Raw genomic sequence first — 25,098 nt, 5'->3', positions numbered from 1 at the left:
AGGGCTAGGTTTAACGCTCTGTCCGTCCCCCAAGTCCGTAGCCGTGCGGACTTAAAGGAGTCATTTCAAATGCCGTCCCTCGATAGCCTGAAAACCCTTAAAACCTTACAAATCGACGACCAGACTTATCACTATTTCAGTCTGCCCGACGCTGCCAAGAGCCTCGGTGACCTCGACAAACTGCCGATGTCGTTGAAAGTCCTGCTGGAAAACCTGCTGCGCTGGGAGGACGAAAAAACCGTCACCGGCGCCGACCTCAAGGCGATTGCCGCGTGGCTCAAGGAGCGTCGCTCCGACCGCGAAATCCAATACCGCCCGGCCCGGGTATTAATGCAGGACTTCACCGGAGTGCCGGCGGTGGTCGACCTCGCCGCCATGCGCGCCGCCATGGCCAAGGCCGGCGGCGACCCGCAGCGGATCAACCCGTTATCGCCAGTGGACTTGGTGATCGACCACTCAGTGATGGTCGATAAATTTGCCAGTTCCAGTGCCTTCGAACAAAACGTCGACATCGAAATGCAGCGCAATGGCGAGCGTTATGCCTTTTTGCGCTGGGGCCAAAGCGCCTTCGACAATTTCAGCGTGGTGCCACCGGGCACCGGGATTTGCCACCAGGTCAACCTCGAATACCTCGGCCGCACCGTTTGGACCAAGGACGAGGACGGCCGCACTTACGCGTTCCCCGACACGCTGGTCGGCACCGACTCACACACCACCATGATCAATGGCCTCGGCGTACTCGGCTGGGGTGTTGGCGGGATCGAAGCGGAAGCGGCGATGCTCGGCCAACCGGTGTCGATGCTGATCCCGGAAGTGATCGGTTTCAAACTCACCGGCAAACTCAAGGAAGGCATCACCGCGACTGACCTGGTGCTGACCGTCACGCAGATGCTGCGCAAGAAAGGCGTGGTCGGCAAATTCGTCGAATTCTACGGCGACGGCCTCGCCGATCTGCCGCTAGCCGACCGCGCGACCATCGCCAACATGGCCCCGGAATATGGCGCGACGTGCGGCTTCTTCCCGGTCGACGACGTCACGCTGGATTACCTGCGCCTGTCTGGCCGGCCGCCGCAAGTGGTGAAACTGGTCGAGGCCTACACCAAGGCTCAAGGCCTGTGGCGCCTGCCGGGCAAGGAACCGGTTTTCACCGACAGCCTCGAGTTGGACATGGGCAGCGTCGAAGCCAGCCTCGCCGGGCCGAAACGTCCGCAGGATCGCGTGTCGCTGCCGAACGTCGCCCAAGCGTTCAGCGATTTCCTCGGCCTGCAAATCAAACCCACCAGTAAAGAAGAAGGTCGCCTGGAGAGTGAGGGCGGCGGCGGTGTTGCGGTCGGCAACGCGGATTTGGTCGGCGAAGCGGAATACGAGTCGGACGGCCACACCTATCGCCTGAAAAACGGCGCGGTGGTGATCGCTGCGATCACTTCCTGCACCAACACCTCCAACCCGAGCGTGATGATGGCCGCCGGTCTGGTGGCGAAAAAAGCCGTCGAGAAAGGCCTGACGCGCAAACCGTGGGTCAAGAGTTCGTTGGCACCGGGTTCGAAAGTGGTCACCGATTATTACAACGCCGCCGGTCTGACCCAATACCTCGATCAGCTGGGTTTTTCGCTGGTTGGCTATGGCTGCACCACGTGCATCGGCAACTCCGGGCCGCTGCCGGAACCGATCGAGAAAGCCATTCAGAAAGCCGATCTGGCCGTGGCGTCGGTGCTGTCCGGCAACCGCAATTTCGAAGGCCGGGTGCATCCGCTGGTGAAAACCAACTGGCTGGCCTCCCCGCCGCTCGTGGTGGCTTACGCGTTGGCGGGCACGGTGCGCATCGACATCAGCAGCGAGCCGCTGGGCAATGATCAGGACGGTAATCCGGTTTATCTGCGCGATATCTGGCCAAGTACGCAAGAGATTGCCGACGCGGTGAATCAGGTCAACACCGCGATGTTCCACAAGGAATACGCCGAAGTGTTTGCCGGCGACGCGCAATGGCAAGCGATTGAAGTGCCGCAAGCGGCGACGTATGTGTGGCAGGAAGATTCGACGTACATCCAGCATCCGCCGTTCTTCGATGACATCGGCGGGCCGTTGCCGGTGATTCAGGACGTGAAAAAGGCCAATGTGCTGGCGCTGCTCGGCGACTCGGTGACTACCGACCACATCTCGCCGGCCGGCAATATCAAGATCGACAGCCCCGCCGGTCGCTACCTGCAAGAGAAAGGCGTCGAACCGCGCGACTTCAACTCCTACGGTTCGCGGCGCGGCAACCACGAAGTGATGATGCGCGGGACGTTTGCCAATATCCGTATTCGTAACGAAATGCTTGGCGGTGAGGAAGGTGGCAACACCATTTACATTCCGACCGGCGAGCGTTTGCCGATTTATGACGCGGCGATGCGTTACCAGGCGTCGGGCACGCCGCTGGTGGTGATCGCCGGGCAAGAATACGGCACCGGTTCCAGCCGCGACTGGGCGGCGAAAGGCACTAACTTGCTAGGCGTGAAAGCGGTCATCGCCGAAAGCTTCGAGCGTATTCACCGTTCCAACCTGGTGGGCATGGGCGTGCTGCCGCTGCAATTCAAACTGGATCAGAACCGCAAAAGCCTGAACCTGACCGGCAAGGAGACGGTGGATATCCTCGGCCTCAGCGGGGTGGAAGTGACGCCACGGATGAACCTGACGCTGGTGATTACCCGTGAAGACGGGCGCAGCGAGAAAGTCGAAGTGTTGTGCCGGATCGATACGCTGAACGAAGTGGAATACTTCAAGGCTGGCGGGATCCTGCATTACGTGTTGCGGCAGTTGATCGCTTCCTGACCATCGTTGCTGACAGAGACACCGCCTTCGGGCGGTGTTTTTGTATGTGCCGGGCGCTGAGCCTGGGGGGTTGTGCGTGCAACACAAATCCCCTGCACACCCCCGACCCACTGTGGGACCGAGCTTGCTCGGGATGGCGGCTTATCAGTCGATATTGATGCTGAATGTAATGGCCCCATCGCGAGCAGGCTCACTCCTACAAGGGGGTTTTGCGTGGGGCACAAAATTCCTGCACACCGCCGACCCACTGTGGGACCGAGCTTGCTCGGGATGACGGTGTATCAGGCGATATTGATGCTGAATGTAATGGCCCCATCGCGAGCAAGCTCGCTCCCACAGGGTTTATGCGTGCAACACCGGCCAATGTGGGAGTGAGCCTGCTCGCGATGGCGGTGCACCAGCCGCCGCAAATGTTGATTGACCCACCGCCATCGCGAGCAGGCTCACTCCTACAAAGGAGTTTTGCGTGGGGCACAAACTTCCTGCACGCCCCCGACCCACTGTGGGACCGAGCTTGCTCGGGATGGCGGTGTATCAGGCGATATTGTTGCTGAATGTAATGGCCCCATCGCGAGCAAGCTCGCTCCCACAGGGTTTATGCGTGCAATACCGACCAATGTGGGAGTGAGCCTGCTCGCGATGGCGGTGCACCAGCCGCCGCAAATGTCGACTGACACACCGCTATCGCGAGCAGGCTCACTCCTACAGGGGGTTATGCGTTGACCGGAAATCCAATCCAACGCAATGCTCATTTCTGCGACGCACCGCCGGTTATTGAAAAATAAACTTCAACAAATCCGACTCCATGCCGACACCCTGTCAAAGCCTCACGGATTGAAAAAGCCATGCGTAATAACCAACCCACGACACAACGCGAACGGACGTTCCCGGCTCAGCAACGGTTGATTTCCACGACCGACGCCAAAGGCGTGATCACTTACTGCAACGACGCTTTCGTCGAAATCAGTGGGTTTTCCCGTGAGGAGCTGATCCGTGCGCCGCACAATCTGGTACGTCACCCCGACGTGCCGGCAGCGGTGTTTGCGCATATGTGGAGCACGTTGAAACAAGGCTTGCCATGGATGGGCATTGTCAAGAATCGCTGCAAGACCGGTGACCACTACTGGGTTAACGCCTACGTCACACCGGTGTTTGAAGGCAATCAGGTGGTCGGTTACGAGTCGGTGCGGGTCAAGCCCACCGCCGAACAGATCCGCCGGGCCGAAGCGCTCTACCAACGCATCAATCAGGGCAAGTCGGCGATTCCTTCGACGGACAAATGGCTGCCGGTGCTGCAGGATTGGCTGCCGTTCATTCTGGTCAGCCAACTGAGCTTCATGATCGGCGCTTCGCTCAACTCGCAATGGGGTTTTGCCTTGGCGGCGGCGCTGTCGGTGCCGCTGGGCTTGCTCGGTTTGACCTGGCAACAACGCGGCCTCAAGCGGTTGCTGGTGCTGGCCGGGCAGACCACGTCCGACCCGCTGATCGCGCAGATGTACACCGACAGTCGCGGCGCCCAGGCGCGCCTGGAGATGTCGATTCTCAGCCAGGAAGCGCGCCTGAAAACCTGCCTGACCCGGCTGCAAGACACCGCCGAGCACCTGAGTGACCAAGCGAAACAGTCCGATACCCTGGCGCACAAAAGCTCCAGCGGCCTGGAACGCCAGCGCGTCGAAACCGAGCAAGTGGCCACCGCCGTCAATCAGATGGCTGCCACCACTCAGGAAGTCGCCAGCCACGTGCAGCGCACCGCTGATGCCACGCAGGAAGCCAATCGCCTGACCGGTCGCGGTCGCGACATCGCCGGGGAAACCCGCGAAGCCATTCAGCGGCTGTCGGTGGTGGTCGGTGAAACCGGGATGACCGTGACGCAATTGGCCAAGGACAGCGACGAAATCGGTGGCGTGGTCGATGTGATCAAAGGCATCGCCGACCAGACCAACCTGCTGGCGTTGAACGCGGCCATCGAGGCGGCGCGTGCCGGTGAAATGGGCCGTGGTTTTGCGGTAGTGGCTGACGAAGTGCGGCAACTGGCGCAACGCACCAGCGAGTCGACCGGGCAGATTCATGCGCTGATCGCCAAGCTGCAGCAAACCGCCAACACCGCCGTGCAAACCATGGACGCCGGCCATCGCCAGGCTGAAGAAGGCGTGGCGCGGGTGCTGGAAGCGGATCAGGCGTTGATCGGGATCAGCGAAGCGGTGGCGCACATCACCGACATGACCACGCAGATTGCTGCCGCGACCGAAGAGCAAAGCTCGGTGGCGGAAGAAATCAGCCGCAACATCAGCAACATCTCGCACCTGGCGGACCAGACGTCGGAACAGGCACAGCACTCGGCACTGTTGAGTGAAGAACTGACGAAGACGGCTAATACTCAGTATTCGTTGGTGGAGCGGTTTAACCGCTGATTGTTGCTAGAAGCTGATACTCGGAGTGTGGGGTGGGTAGAGTTTGAGATTTGTATCGTCTTGAAAATGCACCCCTCACCCCAACCCTCTCCCCATAGGGGAGAGGGGGAAAGGGAGCCGATCTTTGTCGGTTCCGGAGCCTGAGTTCGACTCGATAGGTCAGGTCGATGTAGCTCGAATAAACACATCGGTCAGTCCCCTCTCCCTCTGGGAGAGGGTTAGGGTGAGGGCTGGCCCTGAAGGAACGCAGCCACCCGCCCCGCCGCAGCTGCCAAATGCTGCTCATGGCTAAACCCCGAAGCCTTCAACGGCTTCAAATCATGATCCCCGGCCACCAGCCAGAACACCTCGATACTCGGCGACAAATCATAAGCCTCGACCGCCGCCCGATTGCCCAGCGCATCGCGCTCGCCCTGCACAATCAGCGTCCGCGTCTGCAGCCCGGCCAAATGCTCGACCCGAGGTTTCTCCGGTTTGCCCACCGCGTAAAACGGATAACCCAGGCACACCAAAGCATCGGCGCCCAACTCATCGACGAGCAAACTGGCCATCCGCCCGCCCATCGACTTGCCGCCGATGGCCAAACGCCCAGTGACATGGCGTCGCACCTCGGCGTATACCTCGCGCCAGCATTCGAGCAGTTTCGGCGCCGGATTCGGCGGGCGTTTACCGCCATCCACCCGCCGTTGCGCCATGTACGGAAACTCGAAGCGCAACACGTTGACCCCAGACGCCGCAAGGCGCGCAGCCATGTCGTTCATCCAGGCACTGTCCATCGGCGCACCGGCACCGTGGGCCAGGATCAGCGTGGTCGATGACGGCTTCGACGGCGCATCCCAAAGCCAACCACGTTCGGCCACGCACCGCGCCCATTGATCCCCGTCAATACTGGCCTTGTGCTGTTTGTCCATGCTTGCCTCGCTTTTAGTCTGCCTATAACTCCAGGCGAAGGAAGCGCTTGCCTCGCGACTTGTTTGCGAAGACGCGCATTCACTTCGGCTGAACCGTGGATGGGGAACCATGAACACTTCTATCAGTACCGCCTACAACTACAAGGTGGTCCGCCAATTCGCCATTATGACGGTGGTGTGGGGCATCGTCGGCATGGGGCTCGGGGTTTTTCTCGCCGCTCAATTGGTCTGGCCCGAACTCAACTTCAATTTGCCGTGGACCAGTTTCGGGCGCCTGCGTCCGTTGCACACCAACGCGGTGATCTTCGCGTTCGGCGGTTGCGCCCTGTTCGCCAGTTCGTTCTATTCGGTGCAACGCACCTGCCAGACGCAACTGTTTGCACCGAAAGTCGCCGCATTCTGCTTCTGGGGCTGGCAGTTGGTCATCCTGCTGGCGGCGATCAGCCTGCCGCTGGGTTACACCAGCTCCAAGGAATACGCCGAGCTGGAATGGCCGATCGACATCCTGATCACCATCGTCTGGGTCGCTTACGCGATCGTGTTCTTCGGCACATTGGCCAAGCGCAAGACCAAGCACATCTACGTCGGCAACTGGTTCTTCGGGGCATTCATCGTCACCGTGGCGATTCTGCACATCGTCAACAACATGGAAATCCCGGTCAGCTGGACCAAGTCCTACTCGCTGTACGGCGGCGCGACCGACGCCATGGTGCAGTGGTGGTACGGGCACAACGCGGTAGGTTTCTTCCTCACCGCAGGCTTCCTCGGGATGATGTATTACTTCGTGCCGAAACAGGCTGAGCGCCCGGTGTACTCGTATCGCTTGTCGATCGTGCACTTCTGGGCACTGATCACTTTGTACATCTGGGCCGGCCCGCACCATTTGCACTACACCGCGCTGCCGGACTGGGCGCAGTCGCTGGGCATGGTGATGTCGCTGATCCTGCTGGCACCGAGCTGGGGCGGGATGATCAACGGGATGATGACGCTGTCGGGCGCCTGGCATAAGTTGCGCAGCGACCCGATCCTGCGCTTCCTCGTGGTCTCGCTGGCGTTCTACGGCATGTCGACCTTCGAAGGGCCGATGATGGCGATCAAGACTGTGAACGCCCTCTCCCACTACACCGACTGGACCATCGGCCACGTTCACGCCGGCGCACTCGGCTGGGTGGCGATGATTTCCATCGGCGCGCTTTACCACATGATCCCGAAAATCTTCGGCCGCGCGCAGATGCACAGCATCGGCCTGATCAACGCGCACTTCTGGCTCGCAACCATCGGCACCGTGCTCTACATCGCTTCGATGTGGGTCAACGGCATCGCCCAGGGCCTCATGTGGCGTGCGGTGAACGAAGACGGCACGCTGACTTATTCCTTCGTCGAAACCCTGGTGGCCAGCCATCCGGGCTTCGTCGTGCGGCTGGTCGGCGGGGCGATTTTCTTCAGCGGCATGTTGCTGATGGCCTACAACACCTGGCGCACCGTGCGGGCCTCGCAGCCTGCCGAAGCCGCCGCTGCCGCGCAGATGGCCTGAGGAGTCCGCTATGAAACACGAAACAATCGAGAAAAACGTCGGCCTGCTGCTGTTGCTGATGATCTTTGCCGTAAGCATCGGCGGCCTGACACAGATCGTGCCGCTGTTCTTCCAGGACGTGACCAATAAATCGGTCGAAGGCATGAAGCCCTACACCGCGCTGCAGCTGGAAGGTCGCGACATCTATATCCGCGAAGGCTGCGTCGGCTGCCATTCGCAGATGATCCGCCCGTTTCGCGCCGAAACCGAACGCTACGGGCACTACTCGGTGGCCGGAGAAAGCGTCTGGGATCACCCGTTCCTGTGGGGCTCCAAGCGCACCGGGCCGGACCTGGCGCGGGTCGGCGGTCGCTATTCGGAAGACTGGCACCGCGCGCACTTGTACAACCCGCGCAACGTCGTGCCGGAATCGAAAATGCCGGCCTACCCGTGGCTGGTGGCCAATCAGCTCGACAGCAGCCACACCGAAACCAAGATCAAGGCAATGCGCACCCTCGGCGTGCCGTACAGCGACGACGACATCAGCGGTGCCGTCGCTTCGCTCAAGGGCAAAACCGAAATGGACGCGCTGGTCGCCTACCTGCAAGTGCTCGGCACTGCCATCAAGAGCAAGAGGTGAGCCATGGCCATTCCCTTTGAAATAGCCAGCGTGATGAGCAGTGGAATGATCCGCGGCCTCGGCACAGTCGTGGTGTTTTTGGCCTTCGTCGGCCTGGCGTTGTGGGTATTCAGCGGCAAGCGCAGCCCGGAATTCGCCGAAGCGCGTTTGCTGCCGTTCGCCGATGAACCGCTGTCCGGTGAAGCCACTCAAGAACCTGAAACAAGGAGCACCCGCCCATGACCACCTTCTGGAGTGCGTGGATTTGCGTACTGACCATCGGCAGCCTGATCGGCCTGACCTGGCTGCTGGTCGGCACGCGCAAGGGCGAAACCAAGGGCAGCGTCGACCAGACCATGGGCCACAGCTTCGACGGCATCGAGGAGTACGACAATCCGTTGCCGCAGTGGTGGTTCATGCTGTTCGCCGGCACGCTGGTGTTTGCCATCGGTTACCTGGTGCTTTATCCGGGACTGGGCAACTGGAAAGGCATCCTGCCCGGCTACGAGGACGGCTGGACCGGCGTTCACGAATGGGAAAAGGAAATGGACAAGGCTGACGCGCGATTCGGCCCGATCTTCGCCAAGTTCGCGGCAATGCCCGTGGAAGAAGTGGCCAAGGACCCGCAAGCGTTGAAGATGGGCGGTCGCCTGTTCGCCTCCAACTGCTCGGTGTGCCACGGCTCGGATGCCAAGGGCGCCTTCGGTTTCCCTAACCTGGCGGACAGCGAATGGCGCTGGGGCGGTAACGCCGACACCATCAAGACCACCATCATGGGCGGGCGGATGGCGGCAATGCCGGCCTGGGGCGAGATTCTCGGCGAGGCCGGGGTGAAAAACGTCGCCGCTTACGTGCGTCACGAACTGGCCGGCCTGCCGCTGCCGGCTGACAGCACTGCCGACTTGCTCGCCGGTCAGCAAGCGTTCAGCACCACCTGTGTCGCGTGTCATGGCGCCAACGGCCAAGGCACTGAAGCGATGGGCGCGCCAAACCTGACGCACCCGGCCGGTTTCATCTACGGCGCCAGCCTGGCGCAGTTGCAGCAGACCATTCGTCATGGTCGTCAGGGCCACATGCCGGCGCAGAGCGAACTGCTCGGCAACGACAAAGTGCAACTGCTGGCGGCTTACGTGTACAGCTTGTCGCAAGGTGTCAGTACCGAGCGCTTGCAGGCTGAAAGCAAAAGCGAATAATTCTCGACCGCTCTGCTGCCGCATTCTTCCGGATGCGGCAGTTCCCTGCTTCTTTGCGACCCATTGTCGCACCCTCCCCCCGTCGCCCTTTCGGTTCCCCGGATTCGGGTCTACGCTTGATCGATGTGGACTGGCAAAGTACCGGTTCAAGGTCGAAATCAGCCGATGTGTCAGACAAATCTGCTCGTTGACAGGCCGCAAAGGCTGGTAGATACCGGCTGTCATGCGAAATGCCTTCGATTGGCAATTTGTCGGGTTTGAACACACCCCGTAACAACTGACCTGAAGCCCTCACCTTTTTCATCCGCTGCGGCATTTTGTCCGGGGGCAATTTTGTCCTTACGCGGCGCATGGAAAGGCCGCAGAATCAGCTTTTGAAAGCATTGACCCAGGTCATGGTGCGTTGCAATGCCCCCCTGCTTTCTACATACTTGCGGCCGATTTTTATCCTAATAAAACACCCAAACCGTGGAACCTTAGAATGAGCACAGCAATCAGTCCGACTGCTTATAACTATAAGGTAGTCCGCCAGTTCGCCATCATGACGGTGGTCTGGGGGATCCTTGGCATGGGGCTTGGTGTCTTCATCGCCTCGCAACTGGTATGGCCGGAATTGAACTTCGGTTTACCGTGGACGAGCTTTGGACGCCTACGCCCGTTGCACACCAACCTGGTGATTTTCGCCTTCGGTGGATGTGCATTGTTTGCCACCTCTTATTACGTCGTGCAGCGAACCTGCCAAACGCGACTGATTTCCGACAGCCTCGCGGCCTTCACCTTCTGGGGATGGCAAGCGGTCATTGTCGGCGCGATCATTACCTTGCCGCTGGGTTACACCACCACCAAGGAATACGCGGAACTGGAATGGCCACTGGCTATTCTGCTGGCCATTGTCTGGGTTTCCTACGGTCTGGTGTTCTTTGGCACCATCACCAAGCGCAAAACCAAACACATCTACGTTGGCAACTGGTTCTACGGTGCCTTCATTGTCGTGACGGCGATGCTGCACATCGTTAACCACGCCTCCCTGCCGGTAAGTTTCTTCAAGTCCTACTCGGCTTACGCCGGGGCGACTGACGCAATGATTCAGTGGTGGTACGGGCACAACGCGGTGGGCTTCTTCCTGACCACCGGTTTCCTCGGGATGATGTACTACTTCGTACCGAAGCAGGCCGAACGCCCGATCTACTCCTATCGTCTGTCGATCGTGCACTTCTGGGCGCTGATCACCCTGTACATCTGGGCCGGTCCGCACCACTTGCACTACACCGCTCTGCCGGACTGGGCTCAGTCGCTGGGCATGGCGATGTCGATCATCCTGCTCGCGCCAAGCTGGGGCGGCATGATCAACGGCATGATGACCCTCTCGGGCGCCTGGCATAAGCTGCGCACCGACCCGATCCTGCGCTTCCTTGTGGTCTCGCTGGCGTTTTACGGCATGTCGACCTTCGAAGGTCCGATGATGGCGATCAAGACCGTCAACTCGCTGTCGCACTACACCGACTGGACCATCGGCCACGTACACGCCGGCGCGCTCGGCTGGGTGGCGATGATCTCGATCGGCGCGATCTACCACATGATCCCGAAACTGTTCGGTCGCGCGCAGATGCACAGCATCGGCCTGATCAACGCGCACTTCTGGCTCGCGACCATCGGTACCGTTTTGTACATCGCTTCGATGTGGGTCAACGGCATCACCCAGGGTCTGATGTGGCGTGCAATCAACGACGACGGCACCCTCACCTACTCGTTCGTGGAAGCGCTGCAAGCCAGCCATCCAGGTTTCATCGTTCGCGCCCTGGGCGGTGCGTTCTTTGCCAGCGGCATGCTGTTCATGGCCTACAACGTATGGCGTACCGTACGTGCCTCGAACCCGGTTGAAGCCGAAGCCGCCGCTCAGATTGCTGTAGTTGGAGCTCACTGATGAAGCATGAAGCAGTCGAGAAGAATATTGGCCTGCTGGCCTTCTTCATGGTCATCGCCGTCAGCATCGGCGGCCTGACACAAATTGTTCCGCTGTTTTTCCAGGACGTCACCAACAAGCCGGTCGAAGGCATGAAGCCTCGCACCGCGCTTGAACTGGAAGGTCGCGACATCTACATCGCCAACGGTTGTGTCGGCTGCCACTCGCAGATGATCCGCCCGTTCCGTGCTGAAACCGAACGTTACGGTCACTACTCGGTCGCCGGTGAAAGCGTCTGGGATCACCCGTTCCTGTGGGGTTCCAAGCGTACCGGCCCGGACCTGGCCCGTGTCGGCGGTCGTTACTCCGATGACTGGCAGCGTGCGCACTTGTACAACCCGCGCAACGTGGTGCCTGAGTCGAAAATGCCGGCCTACCCGTTCCTCGTGGAAAACAAGCTCGACGGCAAAGACACCGCGAAGAAAATGGAAGTCTTGCGCACGCTCGGCGTCCCTTACACCGACGAAGACATCGCCGGTGCCAAGGATGCTGTGAAGGGCAAAACCGAAATGGACGCGCTGGTGGCCTATCTGCAAGGCCTGGGCACCATCATCAAAAGCAAACGGTGATTTAGATGGATATCGGGATGATTCGCGGCCTGGGCACCGTTGTTGTGATGGTGGCCTTTATCGGTCTGGCGTTGTGGGTGTTCAGCCCCAAGCGCAAGTCGGAGTTTGAAGACGCGACCTTGCTGCCTTTCGCGGATGATCCCGAAGCCATCAAGCACGTCGAGCAAGCTTCTAGGAGTAACAAAGAATGAGTACGTTCTGGAGTCTGTACGTCACAGTCCTCAGTCTGGGCACAATTTTCGCCCTGACCTGGCTGTTGCTGTCGACCCGCAAGGGCCAGCGCAGCGAAGCCACCGAAGAGACTGTTGGCCACTCCTTCGACGGGATCGAGGAGTACGACAACCCACTGCCGAAATGGTGGTTCATGCTGTTCGTCGGCACCATCATTTTTGCGCTGGGCTATCTGGTGCTGTACCCGGGTCTGGGTAACTGGAAAGGCCTGCTGCCGGGCTACAACTATCTGGATACCGAAAAGCAGACCGCGTTCGCCAACGGCCAGACTGGCTGGACCGGCGTTCACGAGTGGGAAAAGGAAATGGCCAAGTCGGACGCGCGGTTCGGCCCGATCTTCGCCAAATTCGCTTCGATGCCCATTGAAGAAGTCGCCAAAGACCCGCAAGCCTTGAAGATGGGTGGCCGTCTGTTCGCCTCCAACTGCTCGGTTTGCCACGGTTCCGACGCCAAGGGCGCTTATGGCTTCCCCAACCTGACCGACGCCGACTGGCGCTGGGGCGGTGAAGCGGAAACCATCAAGACCACCATCATGGGCGGTCGTCACGCCGTGATGCCGGCCTGGGCTGAAGTGATCGGCGAGCAAGGCGTGGCCGACGTGGCCGGGTTTGTCCTGACCAACCTCGACGGCCGCAAGCTGCCGGAAGGCACCAAGGCAGATCCGGCCAACGGCCAGAAACTGTTCGCCGCCAACTGCGCGGTGTGCCACGGTCCGGAAGGCAAAGGCACGCCAGCCATGGGCGCACCTAACCTGACCCACCCGGCAGCGTTCATCTACGGTTCGAGCTTCGCTCAACTGCAGCAGACCATCCGTTACGGCCGTCAGGGTCAGATGCCTGCGCAAGAACAGCTGCAAGGCAACGACAAGGTTCACTTGTTGGCCGCTTACGTCTACAGCCTGTCGCACGGCGAGAAGGCTCCGGCGCAAGACGCCCAGTAAGGCAAACGCTGAAGCAACAAAAATCGGCCCCGCCAATGAAAATTGGCGGGGCCGTTTTGTTTGTGGCGCAAGCAGGTTCTCGCGACCAGTGGTAGCACCCCATTCAATTGCGCGGTTGCGAGCCCAACGTGTGAGTAGTAACGTTTCTACAAAGTCATTTCAGGAGGGCAGCGATGATGGCCATCACCACGATTTCCAGCCGGGAATTCAATCAGGACACAAGCAGTGCCAAAAAAGCCGCACGTCAGGGGCCCGTTATCATCACTGATCGTGGCAAGCCGGCTCATGTACTGCTAAGCATTGAGCAGTACGAAAAACTGACCGGCCTGAATGCCGATATCGTCGATTTGCTAGTGATGCCAGAAGCGGCAGACATCGACTTCGAAACCGAGCGAGCCGTGATCATTCACCGGCCTGTGGACCTCTCCTGATGTACCTACTCGACACCAATGTAATTTCCGAACTGCGTAAACCTCAGGCTGACGCCAATGTCGTCGCCTGGGCCAGGAGTGTCATCGCGCCCCGCCTGTTTATCTCTGCCATTACTTTGAAAGAACTGGAAACCGGGGTGGTGCGAATGGAGCGCCGTGACCCCATTCAGGGAAAGGTGTTGCGCACTTGGCTGAAACGGCACGTGATACCGACTTTCGATGCCCGAATCCTGCCGGTCGATGCCGCCGTGGCTTTGCGTTGTGCCGGTTTGCATGTGCCTGATCAAGCCAGCGAAAGCGACGCCCTTATCGCAGCAACCGCTTTGGTGCACGGCCTCACAGTGGTTACCCGCAACATCAATGATTTCAAGGCAAGCGGCGTGGCGCTGATCAATCCGTGGGACGCCTGAGTTCGCTACAGCCACAAAACCGTCCATAATTCATAAGTCAATTGATTCAAGTCATTACACCATCAATTGAATTCCCCCAACGCGACCAAAGGTCGCACCCTTGCGCCAGAGCTACAGGCGTATCATTGCGCCACTGCAACACCCTTTCTGACCGCGGTCGGCATGTACTGACCGAGGCATTTTTCCACTGCCGTGGGATGCAATGATGAGCAATCAGATTCCGGTACACGACGTTACTCCGCCTGGCAAAAACGCGAATAACAGCGTCGACCTCTACGCCTCTCGAGAAAAGATCTACACCCGCGCTTTTACTGGCCTGTTCCGCAACTTGCGGATGATCGGCGGCGCCGGATTGTTCCTGTTGTATTTCGGCACGGTTTGGCTGAACTGGGGCGGTCACCAGGCCGTCTGGTGGAATTTGCCAGAGCGTAAGTTCTTCATTTTCGGCGCGACCTTCTGGCCCCAGGATTTCATCCTGCTCTCCGGTATTCTGATCGTCAGCGCCTTCGGTCTGTTCTTCATTACTGTGTACGCCGGGCGCGTCTGGTGCGGTTATACCTGCCCGCAAAGCGTCTGGACCTGGATCTTCATGTGGTGCGAGAAGGTCACCGAAGGCGATCGCAACCAGCGCATCAAACTCGACAAGGCGCCGATGAGCGCCAACAAGTTCGTGCGCAAATTCGGCAAACACACGTTGTGGCTGTTGATCGGCTTCGCCACCGGCATGACTTTTGTCGGTTACTTCTCGCCAATCCGCGAGCTGAGCATCGATTTCTTCACCGGCCAGGCCGATGGCTGGTCGTACTTCTGGGTCAGTTTTTTCACCCTCGCCACGTACGGCAACGCCGGTTGGTTGCGCGAGCAAGTGTGCATCTACATGTGCCCGTATGCGCGGTTCCAGAGCGTAATGTTCGACAAGGACACACTGATCGTTTCCTACGATCCGCGCCGTGGCGAATCCCGTGGCCCGCGTAAAAAAGGTGTGGATTACAAAGCGCTCGGCCTCGGCGATTGCATTGATTGCACGATGTGCGTGCAAGTCTGCCCGACCGGCATCGACATTCGCGATGGCCTGCAAGTCGAGTGCATCGGCTGCGCCGCGTGTATCGATGCCTGCGACACCATCATGGACAAGATGGATTACCCGCGCGGCCTGATCAGCTACACCACCGAACACAACCTGTCCGGGCAGAAAACCAATAAACTGCGGCCGCGCCTGATCGGCTATGCACTGGTGCTGCTGACCATGATCGGCTTGCTGATGGCGGCATTCTTCATGCGTTCGCTGGTCGGTTTCGACGTCAGCAAGGACCGTGTGTTGTACCGAGAGAACGCCGAAGGCCGAATCGAAAACGTCTACAGCCTGAAAATCATGAACAAGGACCAGCGCGACCACACCTACTTGCTCGAAGCCAGCGGCCTGCCTGACCTCAAGCTGCAAGGCAAACGCGAGATCAAAGTCGCCGCCGGGGAAATTTTCAGCCAGCCGGTCGAGCTGTCGAGCGCGCCGGAGCAATTGCCATCGAGTACCAACGAGGTGAAATTCATCCTCAAGGACGCCGATGACGACAGCATTCACGTAGAAGCCAAGAGCCGATTCATCGGCCCACAAATTCGTTGAGAGAAGTGATCATGCCCGCAGCAATTGGCGCAAGCCCTTGGTACAAACATCTTTGGCCGTGGATCATCATCGCGATTCTCGCCTGTTCGGTGACGCTGACCCTGTCGATGGTGACCATCGCGGTGAACAACCCGGACAATCTGGTCAACGATAACTACTACGAGGCCGGCAAAGGCATCAACCGCTCGCTGGACCGCGAATTGCTCGCGCAAACCCTGTTGCTGCGCGCCAACGTACAACTGGACGAGGTGACCGGTGAGGTCGATTTGCGCCTCAAAGGCAACAGCCAGCCGCAGACACTGGAGCTGAACCTGATCTCGCCGACCCAGCCTGAGAAGGATCGCAAGATCACCCTGACCCGCAGCGATTCCGAACAGGGCCGCTACATCGGCCAGATGAGCGACCCGGTTGAAGGCCGGCGGTTTGTCGAACTGCTCGGTGTGCAAGACGACAAGACCTGGCGCATGTTCGAAGAAGAACAGATCAGCCATGGCAAAGACCTGCTGCTGGGCGATGAGCCGCTGCAAGGTGCGGAAGATTTGAAAAAGTAATTACTGCGACCCCTTGTGGCGAGCGGGCTTGCCCGCGTTTGGCTGCGCAGCAGCCACCAGACCTGTGCACTCGATCGACGGAAAATCGTGGACTCAGGGTTTGGGACCGTTTCACGGTCCAACGGGGGCAAGCCCCCTCGCCACAGGGTCCGAGTTGAATCAGCGACAATCGTTTCCATGGCGACAGACATGACCACCCCAACCCCCTGCTACCACTGCGCCCTGCCCTCACCGGCTGGCAGCCGCTTCACCGCTGTCGTCCTCGGTGCGACCCGCGAGTTCTGCTGCCCGGGTTGTCAGGCTGTGGCCGAAGCGATTGTCGCGGGCGGGTTGGACAGTTATTACCAGCATCGCAGCGAAGCCTCGGCCAACCCTGAGTCGCTGCCGGTGCAACTGGTCGACGAACTGGCGCTGTACGACCGCGCCGACGTGCAAAAACCCTTCGTCCGCCACGAAGGCGAACTCGCCGAAACCACCCTGCTCATGGAAGGCATCAGTTGCGCGGCGTGCGGCTGGCTGATCGAGAAACACCTGCGCACGTTACCGGCCGTGGCCGAGGCGCGGCTCAATCTGTCGAATCATCGCCTCCATGTGCGCTGGGCCGACGCGCAATTGCCGCTGAGCCAAGTGCTGAGCGAACTGCGCCACATCGGCTACGCCGCGCATCCTTATCAAGCCGATCGCGCCAGTGAACAACTGGCCAGCGAAAATCGCCTGGCCCTGCGCCAGCTCGGCGTCGCCGGTTTGCTGTGGTTCCAGGCAATGATGGCAACCATGGCCACCTGGCCGGAATTCAACATCGACCTCAGCCCCGAGTTGCACACGATCCTGCGCTGGGTCGCGCTGTTCTTGACCACGCCGATTGTGTTCTACAGCTGCGCGCCGTTCTTCAAAGGCGCCATGCGCGACCTGCGCACCCGCCACCTGACCATGGACGTCTCGGTGTCGCTGGCGATTGGCAGCGCTTACCTCGCCGGGATCTGGACCTCGATCACCGGGGTTGGCGAGTTGTATTTCGATGCAGTCGGCATGTTCGCGTTGTTTCTGCTGGCCGGGCGTTATCTGGAACGCCGCGCCCGCGAACGCACCGCCGCCGCCACTGCGCAACTGGTCAATTTGTTGCCAGCGTCGTGCCTGCGCTTGACTGCCGACGGCCAAAGCGAACGCATCCTGCTCAGCGAATTGCGCCTCGGCGACAAAGTGCTGGTGCACCCCGGCGCGATCCTTCCGGCCGATGGCAAGATCCTCGACGGCCAGTCGAGCATCGACGAATCGCTGCTCACCGGCGAATACCTGCCGCAACCGCGAACCTTGGGCGATGCGGTTACCGCTGGCACCTTGAACGTCGAAGGCGCGTTGACCGTGCAAGTCCTCGCGCTGGGCCACGACACCCGACTGTCCGCCATCGTCCGCCTGCTCGACCGCGCGCAGGCGGAAAAACCGCGCCTGGCGGAAATCGCCGACCGCGCCGCGCAATGGTTTTTGCTTTTGTCGCTGATCGCTGCTGCGGTCATAGGTCTGCTCTGGTGGGAGCTGGATTCGTCGCGCGCGTTCTGGATTGTCCTGGCGATGCTGGTAGCGACCTGCCCGTGCGCCTTGTCCCTGGCGACGCCGACCGCGCTGACCGCCGCCACCGGCACGTTGCACAAACTCGGTTTGCTGCTGACTCGCGGCCATGTGCTGGAAGGCCTGAACCAGATCGACACGGTGATTTTCGACAAGACCGGCACGCTCACCGAAGGTCGCTTGGCGTTGCGCTCGATTCGCCCGCTCGGGCCACTCGGCAGCGATGAGTGCCTGAGCCTCGCCGCCGCGCTGGAAAACCGTTCCGAACACCCGATCGCACGTGCATTCGGCCGTGCGCCGCTGGCCGCCGAAGAGGTGCTAAGCACGCCGGGGCTGGGCCTTGAAGGTCGGGTCGGCGAGCAACGTTTACGTATCGGCCAACCGGTTTTTGTCTGTGAACTGAGTGGCGCCACGGTGCCGCTGATGCCGAATGAAGCGGGGCAATGGCTGCTGCTCGGCGACAGCTTCGGGCCGCTGGCGTGGTTTGTCCTCGACGACCGTTTGCGCGCCGACGCCCCGGCGCTGCTGGCCGCGTGCAAGGCGCGTGGCTGGCGCACGTTGCTGCTGTCCGGCGACAGTTCGCCGATGGTCGCCAGCGTAGCCGCCGAATTGGGCATCGACGAGGCCCGTGGCGGCTTGCGTCCTGACGACAAGTTGCAGGTGCTGCAGCAACTGCATAAAGAAGGTCGCAAGGTGTTGATGCTCGGCGACGGCGTCAATGATGTGCCAGTGCTGGCCGCCGCCGACATCAGCGTGGCGATGGGCTCGGCCACCGATCTGGCGAAAACCAGCGCCGACGCGGTGCTGCTGTCCAATCGTCTGGAAGCTTTGGTGCAAGCCTTCAGCCTGGCGCGGCGCACACGTCGGGTAATCATCGAAAACCTGTTGTGGGCCGGGTTGTACAATGGCCTCATGTTGCCGTTCGCCGCCCTCGGCTGGATCACTCCGGTGTGGGCCGCGGTCGGCATGTCGATCAGTTCGTTGACCGTGGTGCTCAATGCCCTGCGCCTGACTCGGATGCCGAGCGCGCCCGGCGCCGGCGCCACGCCTGAAACCCGTCCGCTGCCGGCCTGAGCCGCGCGGGCATGGAGTCTACCGATGCCAGCTCTTTACGTGATGATCCCGGCCGCGCTGCTGATCGTGGCCATCGCCGTGTACATTTTCTTCTGGGCGGTCGACAGCGGCCAGTACGATGACCTCGACGGTCCGGCCCATAGCATCCTGTTCGACGACCAGGACCCGAACCACACCGCCGCCGTCGACGAGGCCAGCGGCCACCCGGCAAAACCCGACGACAAGGCGCCACCCCATGCTTGAACTGGCGCCATTGCTGGTGTCTGCGGTGATCCTCGGCCTGCTCGGCGGCGGCCATTGCCTGGGCATGTGCGGCGGTTTGATGGGCGCGTTGACCTTGGCGATTCCCAAGGAACAACGCAGCCGCCGCTTCCGTTTGCTGCTGGCCTACAACCTCGGGCGGATTCTCAGCTACGCCACCGCCGGCCTGCTGATCGGTCTGGCCGGTTGGGCCGTGGCCAACAGCCCGGCAGCGATGTTCATGCGCGTGCTTGCCGGGCTGCTGTTGATCGCCATGGGTTTGTATTTGGCCGGTTGGTGGAGCGGCCTGACCCGCATCGAAAGCCTCGGTCGCGGCTTGTGGCGGCATATTCAGCCGGTTGCGAACAAACTGCTGCCGGTGTCGAGCCTGCCCCGCGCGTTGCTGCTGGGCGCGCTCTGGGGCTGGTTGCCGTGCGGGCTGGTTTACAGCACGTTGTTGTGGGCGGCGAGCCAGGGTAATGCGCTCGACAGTGCGTTGCTGATGTTGGCGTTCGGGCTCGGCACCTGGCCGGTTTTATTGGCCACCGGGCTGGCAGCAGAACGGGTGACGGCGCTGCTGCGCAAACGCAGCGTGCGCATGACGGGCGGATTGCTGGTGATCATCTTCGGCATCTGGACATTGCCCGGCCCGCATCAGCATTGGTTGATGGGTCACTGACTCTCAGCCCTGTAGCAGCTGCCGAGCCTGCGAGGCTGCGTTCGGCGGCGCAGCCGTCGTAAACCCTGAGTCCCACATCGTCCTGATACACCGCACTGCCTGATTTCACGACGGCTTCGCCGCCGAACGCAGCCTCGCAGGCTCGGCAGCTGCTACAAGGGATAGTTGGCGATTGTTGGCAATGACAGCGTTGATGCAAATCAAGATGCCGCAACGTCGCACCCCATAGACTCGCTGCCACTGCAAGCCTATCCGGGGGAATGCCCGCATGCTCGACGCCATTCGTTGGGACACTGATCTGATCCGCCGTTACGACCTGTCGGGACCGCGCTATACCTCCTACCCGACCGCCGTTCAATTCACCAGCCAGGTTGGCACATTCGACCTGTTTCATGCCCTGCGCGACAGCCGTAAAGCATTGCGGCCACTGTCGCTGTATGTGCACGTGCCGTTCTGCGCGAACATTTGCTACTACTGCGCCTGCAACAAAGTCATCACCAAGGATCGCGGTCGCGCACTCCCCTACCTGCAGCGGCTGGAGCAGGAAATCCAGTTGATCGCCTGCCACCTCGACCCCGCGCAAAAAGTCGAGCAACTGCATTTTGGCGGTGGCACCCCGACCTTCCTCAGCCACGACGAATTGCGTCAGTTGATGGCGCACCTGCGCAAGCATTTCAATTTGCTCGATGACGATTCCGGCGACTACGGCATCGAAATCGACCCGCGCGAGGCCGACTGGTCGACCATGGGCCTGCTGCGTGAACTGGGTTTCAACCGGGTCAGCATCGGCCTGCAAGACCTCGACCCGGCAGTGCAACGCGCGGTCAATCGCCTGCAAAGCCTGGAAGAAACCCGCGCCGTGATCGACGCCGCGCGGACCTTGCAGTTTCGCTCGATCAACATCGACCTGATCTACGGTTTGCCGCGCCAGACCCCGGAAAACTTTGCCCGCACTGTTGAAGAAGTCATCAACCTGCAACCGGACCGACTCTCGGTGTTCAACTATGCGCACCTGCCGGAACGCTTCATGCCGCAGCGGCGAATCAACAGCGCCGACCTGCCGAGCCCGGCGCAGAAACTCGAAATGCTCCAGACCACCATCGAGCAACTGACCCAGGCCGGCTATCGCTACATCGGCATGGACCACTTCGCCCTGCCCGACGATGAACTGGCGATTGCCCAGGAAGAATCAACCCTGCAACGCAACTTTCAGGGTTACACCACCCATGGGCATTGCGATCTGGTCGGCCTCGGCGTTTCGGCGATTAGCCAGATCGGCGACCTCTACTGCCAGAACACCAGCGACCTCAACCTCTACCAGAACACCCTCGCCTCGGCACAACTGGCGACTAATCGCGGCTTGCTGTGCAACGCCGATGACCGTTTGCGCCGGGCGGTGATTCAGCAATTGATCTGCGGCTTCAGCCTTGAATTCGCCAGCATCGAACAAGCCTTCAACATCGACTTTCGTGGCTATTTCAGTGAACTCTGGCCGCAATTGCAGGAAATGGCCAACGACGGCCTGATCGAACTCGACGGCGAACGCATCAGCGTATTGCCGGCCGGGCGCTTGCTGGTGCGTTCGGTGTGCATGGTGTTTGACGCGTACCTGGAACAGCAAAACCGCCAGCGGTTTTCCCGCGTGATCTAGACGGCTATCTCAGCAGGCGTGCTGTCTGAACTTCATAGCCAGCGACGCCGCGTTGAGCACGCCGAGTTTGGCTTTGATTTGTTCCGGGCTCAGCCGTTTATCTTTCATCACAGCCTGCATTTCGGATATCGGCCGCCGCACTGCAGGCTCTATCGTCCTACGACAAAATCGCCGTGCACTGGCCTGAATGTCCTCCTGTGAGTTACCCTTACGGCTTATGTGTGTTTTCCCACAAGGATTGAAGAAATGTCCGAGCCAGTCAAACTGCGCGCTCACAGCCAGGCCCATTGCAAGGATTGCAGCCTGGCCCCTCTCTGCCTGCCACTTTCTTTGAATCTGGAAGACATGGAAGCGCTGGACGAGATCGTTAAACGCGGTCGCCCGTTGAAAAAAGGCGAGTTCCTGTTTCGCCAGGGCGACACATTCGATTCCGTTTATGCAGTTCGCTCCGGCGCCCTGAAGACTTTCAGCCTCAGCGATGGCGGCGAAGAACAGCTCACCGGTTTCCACCTGCCGAGCGAGCTGGTCGGCTTGTCGGGTATGGACACGGAGAAGCATCCGGTGTCGGCGCAAGCGCTGGAAACCACTTCGGTTTGCGAAATCCCGTTTGAACGCCTCGACGAACTGGCGCTGCAATTGCCGCAATTGCGCCGTCAGTTGATGCGCGTGATGAGCCGCGAGATTCGTGACGACCAGCAAATGATGTTGCTGCTGTCGAAGAAAACCGCCGACGAGCGCATCGCCACGTTCCTCGTCAACCTGTCTGCACGCTTCCGCGCGCGCGGGTTCTCGGCCAACCAGTTCCGCTTGAGCATGTCGCGCAACGAAATCGGCAACTATCTGGGCCTGGCGGTGGAAACCGTGTCGCGGGTGTTTACCCGATTCCAGCAAAACCAGCTGATCGCCGCCGAGGGCAAGGAAATTCATATCCTCGACCCGATCCAGCTGTGCGCCCTGGCCGGCGGCTCTCTGGACTGAATGCGCGCCGAGTAGTGCAATTGCGGCTGAGCGAAACGGTTCAGCCGCCGTTATACTGCGACGTTTGCAGCCCTGCCAGGACAACTCGACGATGGTCTTCGACTCCTTCGACATCAAATCCCTGATCCGCCCCGTGATCGATTTCCCCAAGCCGGGCGTAATCTTTCGTGACATCACCCCACTGTTTCAATCGCCAACGGCCCTGCGCCTGGTGATGGACAGCTTCGCTCACCGTTACGTCGAAGCCGACTTCACGCACATTGGTGCGATGGACGCGCGTGGCTTTTTGATCGGTTCGGTGCTGGCGTATCAGTTGAACAAGCCGCTGGTGCTGTTCCGCAAGCAGGGCAAACTGCCAGCGGACGTGTTGGCCGAGGGTTACGCCACCGAGTACGGCGAGGCTTTTCTGGAAGTGCACGCCGACAGCCTGTGCGAAGGCGATTCGGTGGTGATGTTTGATGACTTGATCGCCACCGGCGGCACGCTGATCGCAGCAGCCAACCTGATTCGGCGGATGGGCGCGCGGATCCACGAAGCGGCGGCAATTATCGATTTGCCGGAGCTGGGTGGGTCGCAGCGATTGGAAGACATGGGCATTCCGACGTTTTGCCTGACGCAGTTTGCGTTGAGCGAGCAATAAAGCGGCGCCTGTGAGGACGCCATCGCGGGCAAGCCGTGCTCCCACAAGGGTTTTGTGAACGCCATAAACCTCATGTGGGAGCGAGCTTGCTCGCGATGGCGTCAGCCGCTGCACCGCCGAATCAAAGCCCCATCTGCTTGCTGATGATTTCGTTCATCACTTCCCGCGTCCCGCCGCCAATCGACAGAATCCGGTTATCCCGATACAGCCGCTCCACCAGGCTTTCGCGCATGTAACCCATGCCACCGAGAATTTGCACCGCATCGTTAGTGATGCGATCCGCCGTGTCGGTAGCAAAATTCTTCGCCATGGAAATCTCCTTGATCACGCTCTGCCCCGCCGCCATTTTTGCAGCCTGGCGATAGGTGAATTCGCGTGACACTTCCAGCGCTGTGGCCATTTCCGCCAAGCGATGCTTGAGCACCTGAAACTTGCCGATCGGCTTACCGAACGCTTCACGCTCGCGCGCCCACTTCAGGCTCTGTTCCAACGCCAGTTGCGCGGTCATGTTGGCCATCAGCGCCAGCGCCAGGCGCTCGCTCTGGAAGTTGCCCATGATGCAGGCGAAGCCCATGTTCTCGGCGCCGATCAGGTTGCCTGCCGGCACCGGGCAGTTATCGAAGAACAATTCGGCGGTGTCCGACGCCCACCAGCCCATTTTCTTCAATTGCCGCCCGACCGTGAAACCGGGGGTACCCTTCTCGATCATCAGCAAACTGATGCCGCCGAAACCCGGCGCGCCAGTGCGCACCGCGACTGTGTAGAAGTCCGCGCGGATACCGCTGGTGATAAAGGTTTTGCTGCCATTGACCCGATAGACGTCGCCATCGCGCACGGCGCGGGTTTGCAGATTGGCCACGTCGGAGCCGCCGCTGGGCTCGGTGATCGCCAGCGCGCTGATCTTCTCGCCGGACAGCACTTGCGGCACCACCCGGTCGCGCACCTCGGGCCGCGCCCATTTGAGGATCGGCGGCAGCCCGATGTCCAGCGAACCGAGCCCGGCAACCAGACCACCGGACCCGCAGCGCAGCAGTTCTTCGCTGGCCGCGATTTTGGCGAACACGTCACCTTCATGACTGCCGCCCAGCGCTTCGGGATAACCGATACCGAGAATCCCCGCCGCACCGGCCTTGAGGTAGAGCTCGCGGGGAAAGCTTTCGGCCTCTTCCCACTGATCAATGTCCGGCAGAATCTCGCGCTCGACGAAACGCCTGACGCTGTCGCGAACCAATTGGTGGCTGGGATCGAAGTATTCCTGAAAGGCAGGCATCGGCGAACTCCACTGAAGGGTTCAGCGACGTTAACCGAGCGCTTGCTTGGTTTTCAACAGGATTGTGTGAATCATAGGGACCGAGGTGTGGCCTTCGCGGGCAAGCCTCGCTCCTACAAAAGCGGATACACCGCGCTACCTGTAGGAGCAAGGCTTGCCCGCGAAGAGGCCCGCCCAGACGCTACAAAGCGATCGGCTTACGCCCCGCAAACGAATGCGCCAACGTCCCGCCATCGACCAATTCCAGCTCCCCGCCCAACGGCACGCCATGGGCGATACGCGAGGCGATCAAGCCTTTGTTATTCAACAACTGGGCGATGTAATGCGCGGTCGCTTCACCTTCGACTGTCGGGTTGGTCGCCAGAATCACTTCGGTAAACGTCCCCGCCTCGGCAATCCGCGCGAGCAATTGCGGGATGCCGATGGCTTCCGGCCCGAGCCCGTCGAGCGGCGACAAATGGCCCTTGAGCACAAAGTAACGACCGCGGAAACCGGTCTGCTCGACGGCGTAGACGTCCATCGGCCCTTCAACCACGCACAGCAAGGTGTCGTCGCGACGGTTGTCGGCGCATTGCGGGCAGAGGTCGTCTTCGGTCAGCGTGCGGCACAAACGGCAGTGGCCGACCCCTTCCATCGCTTGGCTCAAAGCCTGGGCCAGTCGCGAACCGCCGCTGCGATCGCGCTCGAGCAGTTGCAACGCCATGCGCTGGGCGGTTTTCTGGCCAACGCCCGGCAGCGTTCGCAGGGCATCGATCAGTTGGCGAATCAGAGGGCTGAAGCTCATGGGGAAAAGTCCGACAAAACAACGAGACGCGGTTTATACCCG

General features: G+C 60.4%; 23 protein-coding genes. 20 read left to right on the top strand and 3 right to left on the bottom strand.

The window, feature by feature from the left end; all coding sequences use genetic code 11:
• The first annotated feature begins 69 nt into the window (after positions 1 to 69).
• Together acnA and FBY12_RS12915 are read left to right on the top strand one after the other, a co-directional pair.
• Complete coding sequence (gene acnA, locus FBY12_RS12925) at positions 70 to 2,811, top strand: aconitate hydratase AcnA (protein WP_145253071.1); 2,742 nt, start codon at positions 70 to 72, stop codon at positions 2,809 to 2,811.
• A gap of 845 nt (positions 2,812 to 3,656) precedes the next feature.
• The gene (locus FBY12_RS12915; RefSeq protein ID WP_121734335.1) at positions 3,657 to 5,222 is read left to right on the top strand and encodes a PAS domain-containing methyl-accepting chemotaxis protein; all 1,566 of its coding nucleotides are present in this window, start codon (positions 3,657 to 3,659) and stop codon (positions 5,220 to 5,222) included.
• Positions 5,223 to 5,440: 218 nt separating this feature from the next.
• Here the strand turns inward: FBY12_RS12915 and FBY12_RS12910 are convergent, their stop codons facing one another.
• Positions 5,441 to 6,133: an alpha/beta family hydrolase gene (locus FBY12_RS12910; protein ID WP_145253069.1), complete on the bottom strand. Its 693-nt coding sequence runs from the start codon at positions 6,131 to 6,133 to the stop codon at positions 5,441 to 5,443.
• 109 nt (positions 6,134 to 6,242) lie between these two features.
• Between FBY12_RS12910 and ccoN (FBY12_RS12905) the strand changes: the two genes are divergently transcribed.
• The 18 genes from ccoN (FBY12_RS12905) to FBY12_RS12815 all read left to right on the top strand — a co-directional run bounded on the left by ccoN (FBY12_RS12905) (position 6,243) and on the right by FBY12_RS12815 (position 23,002).
• On the top strand, positions 6,243 to 7,667 hold the full coding sequence (ccoN, locus tag FBY12_RS12905; protein ID WP_092270808.1) for a cytochrome-c oxidase, cbb3-type subunit I: 1,425 nt from the start codon (positions 6,243 to 6,245) through the stop codon (positions 7,665 to 7,667).
• 10 nt (positions 7,668 to 7,677) lie between these two features.
• Entirely contained in the window at positions 7,678 to 8,286 is a 609-nt protein-coding gene (gene ccoO, locus FBY12_RS12900; RefSeq protein WP_145253068.1) for a cytochrome-c oxidase, cbb3-type subunit II, read from the top strand.
• A 3-nt stretch (positions 8,287 to 8,289) separates the two neighbouring features.
• Positions 8,290 to 8,508, top strand: a complete 219-nt coding sequence (locus FBY12_RS12895) for a cbb3-type cytochrome oxidase subunit 3 (protein ID WP_371927418.1) — start codon at positions 8,290 to 8,292, stop codon at positions 8,506 to 8,508.
• Entirely contained in the window at positions 8,505 to 9,458 is a 954-nt protein-coding gene (gene ccoP, locus FBY12_RS12890; protein WP_121734337.1) for a cytochrome-c oxidase, cbb3-type subunit III, read from the top strand. The genes FBY12_RS12895 and ccoP (FBY12_RS12890) overlap by 4 nt, the downstream gene beginning before the upstream one ends.
• Positions 9,459 to 9,939: 481 nt before the next feature.
• Positions 9,940 to 11,382, top strand: coding sequence for a cytochrome-c oxidase, cbb3-type subunit I (ccoN, locus tag FBY12_RS12885; protein ID WP_121734338.1), 1,443 nt, complete (start codon positions 9,940 to 9,942; stop codon positions 11,380 to 11,382).
• Positions 11,382 to 11,990 carry a cytochrome-c oxidase, cbb3-type subunit II gene (gene ccoO, locus FBY12_RS12880; RefSeq protein ID WP_018925301.1) on the top strand — a complete coding sequence of 203 codons (609 nt, stop codon included), beginning with the start codon at positions 11,382 to 11,384 and terminating at the stop codon, positions 11,988 to 11,990. Before ccoN (FBY12_RS12885) ends, ccoO (FBY12_RS12880) begins: the two co-directional genes overlap by 1 nt.
• A 5-nt stretch (positions 11,991 to 11,995) precedes the next feature.
• Positions 11,996 to 12,181, top strand: coding sequence for a CcoQ/FixQ family Cbb3-type cytochrome c oxidase assembly chaperone (locus tag FBY12_RS12875; RefSeq protein ID WP_003175465.1), 186 nt, complete (start codon positions 11,996 to 11,998; stop codon positions 12,179 to 12,181).
• Positions 12,178 to 13,161 (top strand): cytochrome-c oxidase, cbb3-type subunit III, encoded by a 984-nt coding sequence (ccoP, locus tag FBY12_RS12870; RefSeq protein ID WP_145253067.1) that lies wholly within the window; start codon positions 12,178 to 12,180, stop codon positions 13,159 to 13,161. Before FBY12_RS12875 ends, ccoP (FBY12_RS12870) begins: the two co-directional genes overlap by 4 nt.
• 176 nt (positions 13,162 to 13,337) lie before the next feature.
• Positions 13,338 to 13,592: a type II toxin-antitoxin system Phd/YefM family antitoxin gene (locus FBY12_RS12865; protein WP_178111764.1), complete on the top strand. Its 255-nt coding sequence runs from the start codon at positions 13,338 to 13,340 to the stop codon at positions 13,590 to 13,592.
• Complete coding sequence (locus tag FBY12_RS12860) at positions 13,592 to 14,002, top strand: type II toxin-antitoxin system VapC family toxin (protein WP_145253065.1); 411 nt, start codon at positions 13,592 to 13,594, stop codon at positions 14,000 to 14,002. The genes FBY12_RS12865 and FBY12_RS12860 overlap by 1 nt, the downstream gene beginning before the upstream one ends.
• Before the next feature lie 205 nt (positions 14,003 to 14,207).
• Positions 14,208 to 15,623, top strand: coding sequence for a cytochrome c oxidase accessory protein CcoG (gene ccoG / locus FBY12_RS12855; RefSeq protein WP_145253064.1), 1,416 nt, complete (start codon positions 14,208 to 14,210; stop codon positions 15,621 to 15,623).
• An 11-nt stretch (positions 15,624 to 15,634) separates the two neighbouring features.
• Positions 15,635 to 16,174 (top strand): FixH family protein, encoded by a 540-nt coding sequence (locus FBY12_RS12850; RefSeq protein ID WP_121734341.1) that lies wholly within the window; start codon positions 15,635 to 15,637, stop codon positions 16,172 to 16,174.
• A 189-nt stretch (positions 16,175 to 16,363) separates the two neighbouring features.
• On the top strand, positions 16,364 to 18,814 hold the full coding sequence (locus FBY12_RS12845) for a heavy metal translocating P-type ATPase (RefSeq protein WP_145253063.1): 2,451 nt from the start codon (positions 16,364 to 16,366) through the stop codon (positions 18,812 to 18,814).
• A 24-nt stretch (positions 18,815 to 18,838) separates the two neighbouring features.
• Positions 18,839 to 19,057, top strand: a complete 219-nt coding sequence (gene ccoS / locus FBY12_RS12840; RefSeq protein ID WP_047531427.1) for a cbb3-type cytochrome oxidase assembly protein CcoS — start codon at positions 18,839 to 18,841, stop codon at positions 19,055 to 19,057.
• Positions 19,050 to 19,733, top strand: a complete 684-nt coding sequence (locus FBY12_RS12835) for a sulfite exporter TauE/SafE family protein (protein ID WP_101209697.1) — start codon at positions 19,050 to 19,052, stop codon at positions 19,731 to 19,733. The genes ccoS and FBY12_RS12835 overlap by 8 nt, the downstream gene beginning before the upstream one ends.
• 268 nt (positions 19,734 to 20,001) lie before the next feature.
• On the top strand, positions 20,002 to 21,384 hold the full coding sequence (hemN, locus tag FBY12_RS12825; protein ID WP_145253062.1) for an oxygen-independent coproporphyrinogen III oxidase: 1,383 nt from the start codon (positions 20,002 to 20,004) through the stop codon (positions 21,382 to 21,384).
• 246 nt (positions 21,385 to 21,630) lie between these two features.
• Positions 21,631 to 22,362, top strand: a complete 732-nt coding sequence (gene fnr / locus FBY12_RS12820; RefSeq protein ID WP_092270843.1) for a fumarate/nitrate reduction transcriptional regulator Fnr — start codon at positions 21,631 to 21,633, stop codon at positions 22,360 to 22,362.
• A gap of 91 nt (positions 22,363 to 22,453) precedes the next feature.
• Complete coding sequence (locus FBY12_RS12815) at positions 22,454 to 23,002, top strand: adenine phosphoribosyltransferase (protein WP_092270846.1); 549 nt, start codon at positions 22,454 to 22,456, stop codon at positions 23,000 to 23,002.
• A 121-nt stretch (positions 23,003 to 23,123) separates the two neighbouring features.
• Here the strand turns inward: FBY12_RS12815 and FBY12_RS12810 are convergent, their stop codons facing one another.
• The gene (locus FBY12_RS12810; protein ID WP_145253061.1) at positions 23,124 to 24,272 is read right to left on the bottom strand and encodes an acyl-CoA dehydrogenase family protein; all 1,149 of its coding nucleotides are present in this window, start codon (positions 24,270 to 24,272) and stop codon (positions 23,124 to 23,126) included.
• Between the two features lie 181 nt (positions 24,273 to 24,453).
• A complete protein-coding gene (gene recR / locus FBY12_RS12805) occupies positions 24,454 to 25,056 on the bottom strand; it encodes a recombination mediator RecR (protein ID WP_092270852.1) in 603 nt (200 codons plus the stop codon).
• Between the last annotated feature and the right edge of the window lie 42 nt (positions 25,057 to 25,098).

The sequence above is a fragment of the Pseudomonas sp. SJZ131 genome, from assembly GCF_007828705.1.
Classification (GTDB): Bacteria; Pseudomonadota; Gammaproteobacteria; order Pseudomonadales; family Pseudomonadaceae; genus Aquipseudomonas; species Aquipseudomonas prosekii.
This window is presented reverse-complemented; position numbering and strand designations above follow the sequence as displayed.

Excerpts from the sequence above, each read along its gene's own strand:
- acnA (WP_145253071.1), top strand. The coding sequence starts at position 70 with ATGCCGTCCCTCGATAGCCTGAAAACCCTTAAAACCTTACAAATCGAC.
- FBY12_RS12915 (WP_121734335.1), top strand. The coding sequence starts at position 3,657 with ATGCGTAATAACCAACCCACGACACAACGCGAACGGACGTTCCCGGCT.
- FBY12_RS12910 (WP_145253069.1), bottom strand. The coding sequence starts at position 6,133 with ATGGACAAACAGCACAAGGCCAGTATTGACGGGGATCAATGGGCGCGG.
- ccoN (WP_092270808.1), top strand. The coding sequence starts at position 6,243 with ATGAACACTTCTATCAGTACCGCCTACAACTACAAGGTGGTCCGCCAA.
- ccoO (WP_145253068.1), top strand. The coding sequence starts at position 7,678 with ATGAAACACGAAACAATCGAGAAAAACGTCGGCCTGCTGCTGTTGCTG.
- FBY12_RS12895 (WP_371927418.1), top strand. The coding sequence starts at position 8,290 with ATGGCCATTCCCTTTGAAATAGCCAGCGTGATGAGCAGTGGAATGATC.
- ccoP (WP_121734337.1), top strand. The coding sequence starts at position 8,505 with ATGACCACCTTCTGGAGTGCGTGGATTTGCGTACTGACCATCGGCAGC.
- ccoN (WP_121734338.1), top strand. The coding sequence starts at position 9,940 with ATGAGCACAGCAATCAGTCCGACTGCTTATAACTATAAGGTAGTCCGC.
- ccoO (WP_018925301.1), top strand. The coding sequence starts at position 11,382 with ATGAAGCATGAAGCAGTCGAGAAGAATATTGGCCTGCTGGCCTTCTTC.
- FBY12_RS12875 (WP_003175465.1), top strand. The coding sequence starts at position 11,996 with ATGGATATCGGGATGATTCGCGGCCTGGGCACCGTTGTTGTGATGGTG.
- ccoP (WP_145253067.1), top strand. The coding sequence starts at position 12,178 with ATGAGTACGTTCTGGAGTCTGTACGTCACAGTCCTCAGTCTGGGCACA.
- FBY12_RS12865 (WP_178111764.1), top strand. The coding sequence starts at position 13,338 with ATGGCCATCACCACGATTTCCAGCCGGGAATTCAATCAGGACACAAGC.
- FBY12_RS12860 (WP_145253065.1), top strand. The coding sequence starts at position 13,592 with ATGTACCTACTCGACACCAATGTAATTTCCGAACTGCGTAAACCTCAG.
- ccoG (WP_145253064.1), top strand. The coding sequence starts at position 14,208 with ATGAGCAATCAGATTCCGGTACACGACGTTACTCCGCCTGGCAAAAAC.
- FBY12_RS12850 (WP_121734341.1), top strand. The coding sequence starts at position 15,635 with ATGCCCGCAGCAATTGGCGCAAGCCCTTGGTACAAACATCTTTGGCCG.
- FBY12_RS12845 (WP_145253063.1), top strand. The coding sequence starts at position 16,364 with ATGACCACCCCAACCCCCTGCTACCACTGCGCCCTGCCCTCACCGGCT.
- ccoS (WP_047531427.1), top strand. The coding sequence starts at position 18,839 with ATGCCAGCTCTTTACGTGATGATCCCGGCCGCGCTGCTGATCGTGGCC.
- FBY12_RS12835 (WP_101209697.1), top strand. The coding sequence starts at position 19,050 with ATGCTTGAACTGGCGCCATTGCTGGTGTCTGCGGTGATCCTCGGCCTG.
- hemN (WP_145253062.1), top strand. The coding sequence starts at position 20,002 with ATGCTCGACGCCATTCGTTGGGACACTGATCTGATCCGCCGTTACGAC.
- fnr (WP_092270843.1), top strand. The coding sequence starts at position 21,631 with ATGTCCGAGCCAGTCAAACTGCGCGCTCACAGCCAGGCCCATTGCAAG.
- FBY12_RS12815 (WP_092270846.1), top strand. The coding sequence starts at position 22,454 with ATGGTCTTCGACTCCTTCGACATCAAATCCCTGATCCGCCCCGTGATC.
- FBY12_RS12810 (WP_145253061.1), bottom strand. The coding sequence starts at position 24,272 with ATGCCTGCCTTTCAGGAATACTTCGATCCCAGCCACCAATTGGTTCGC.
- recR (WP_092270852.1), bottom strand. The coding sequence starts at position 25,056 with ATGAGCTTCAGCCCTCTGATTCGCCAACTGATCGATGCCCTGCGAACG.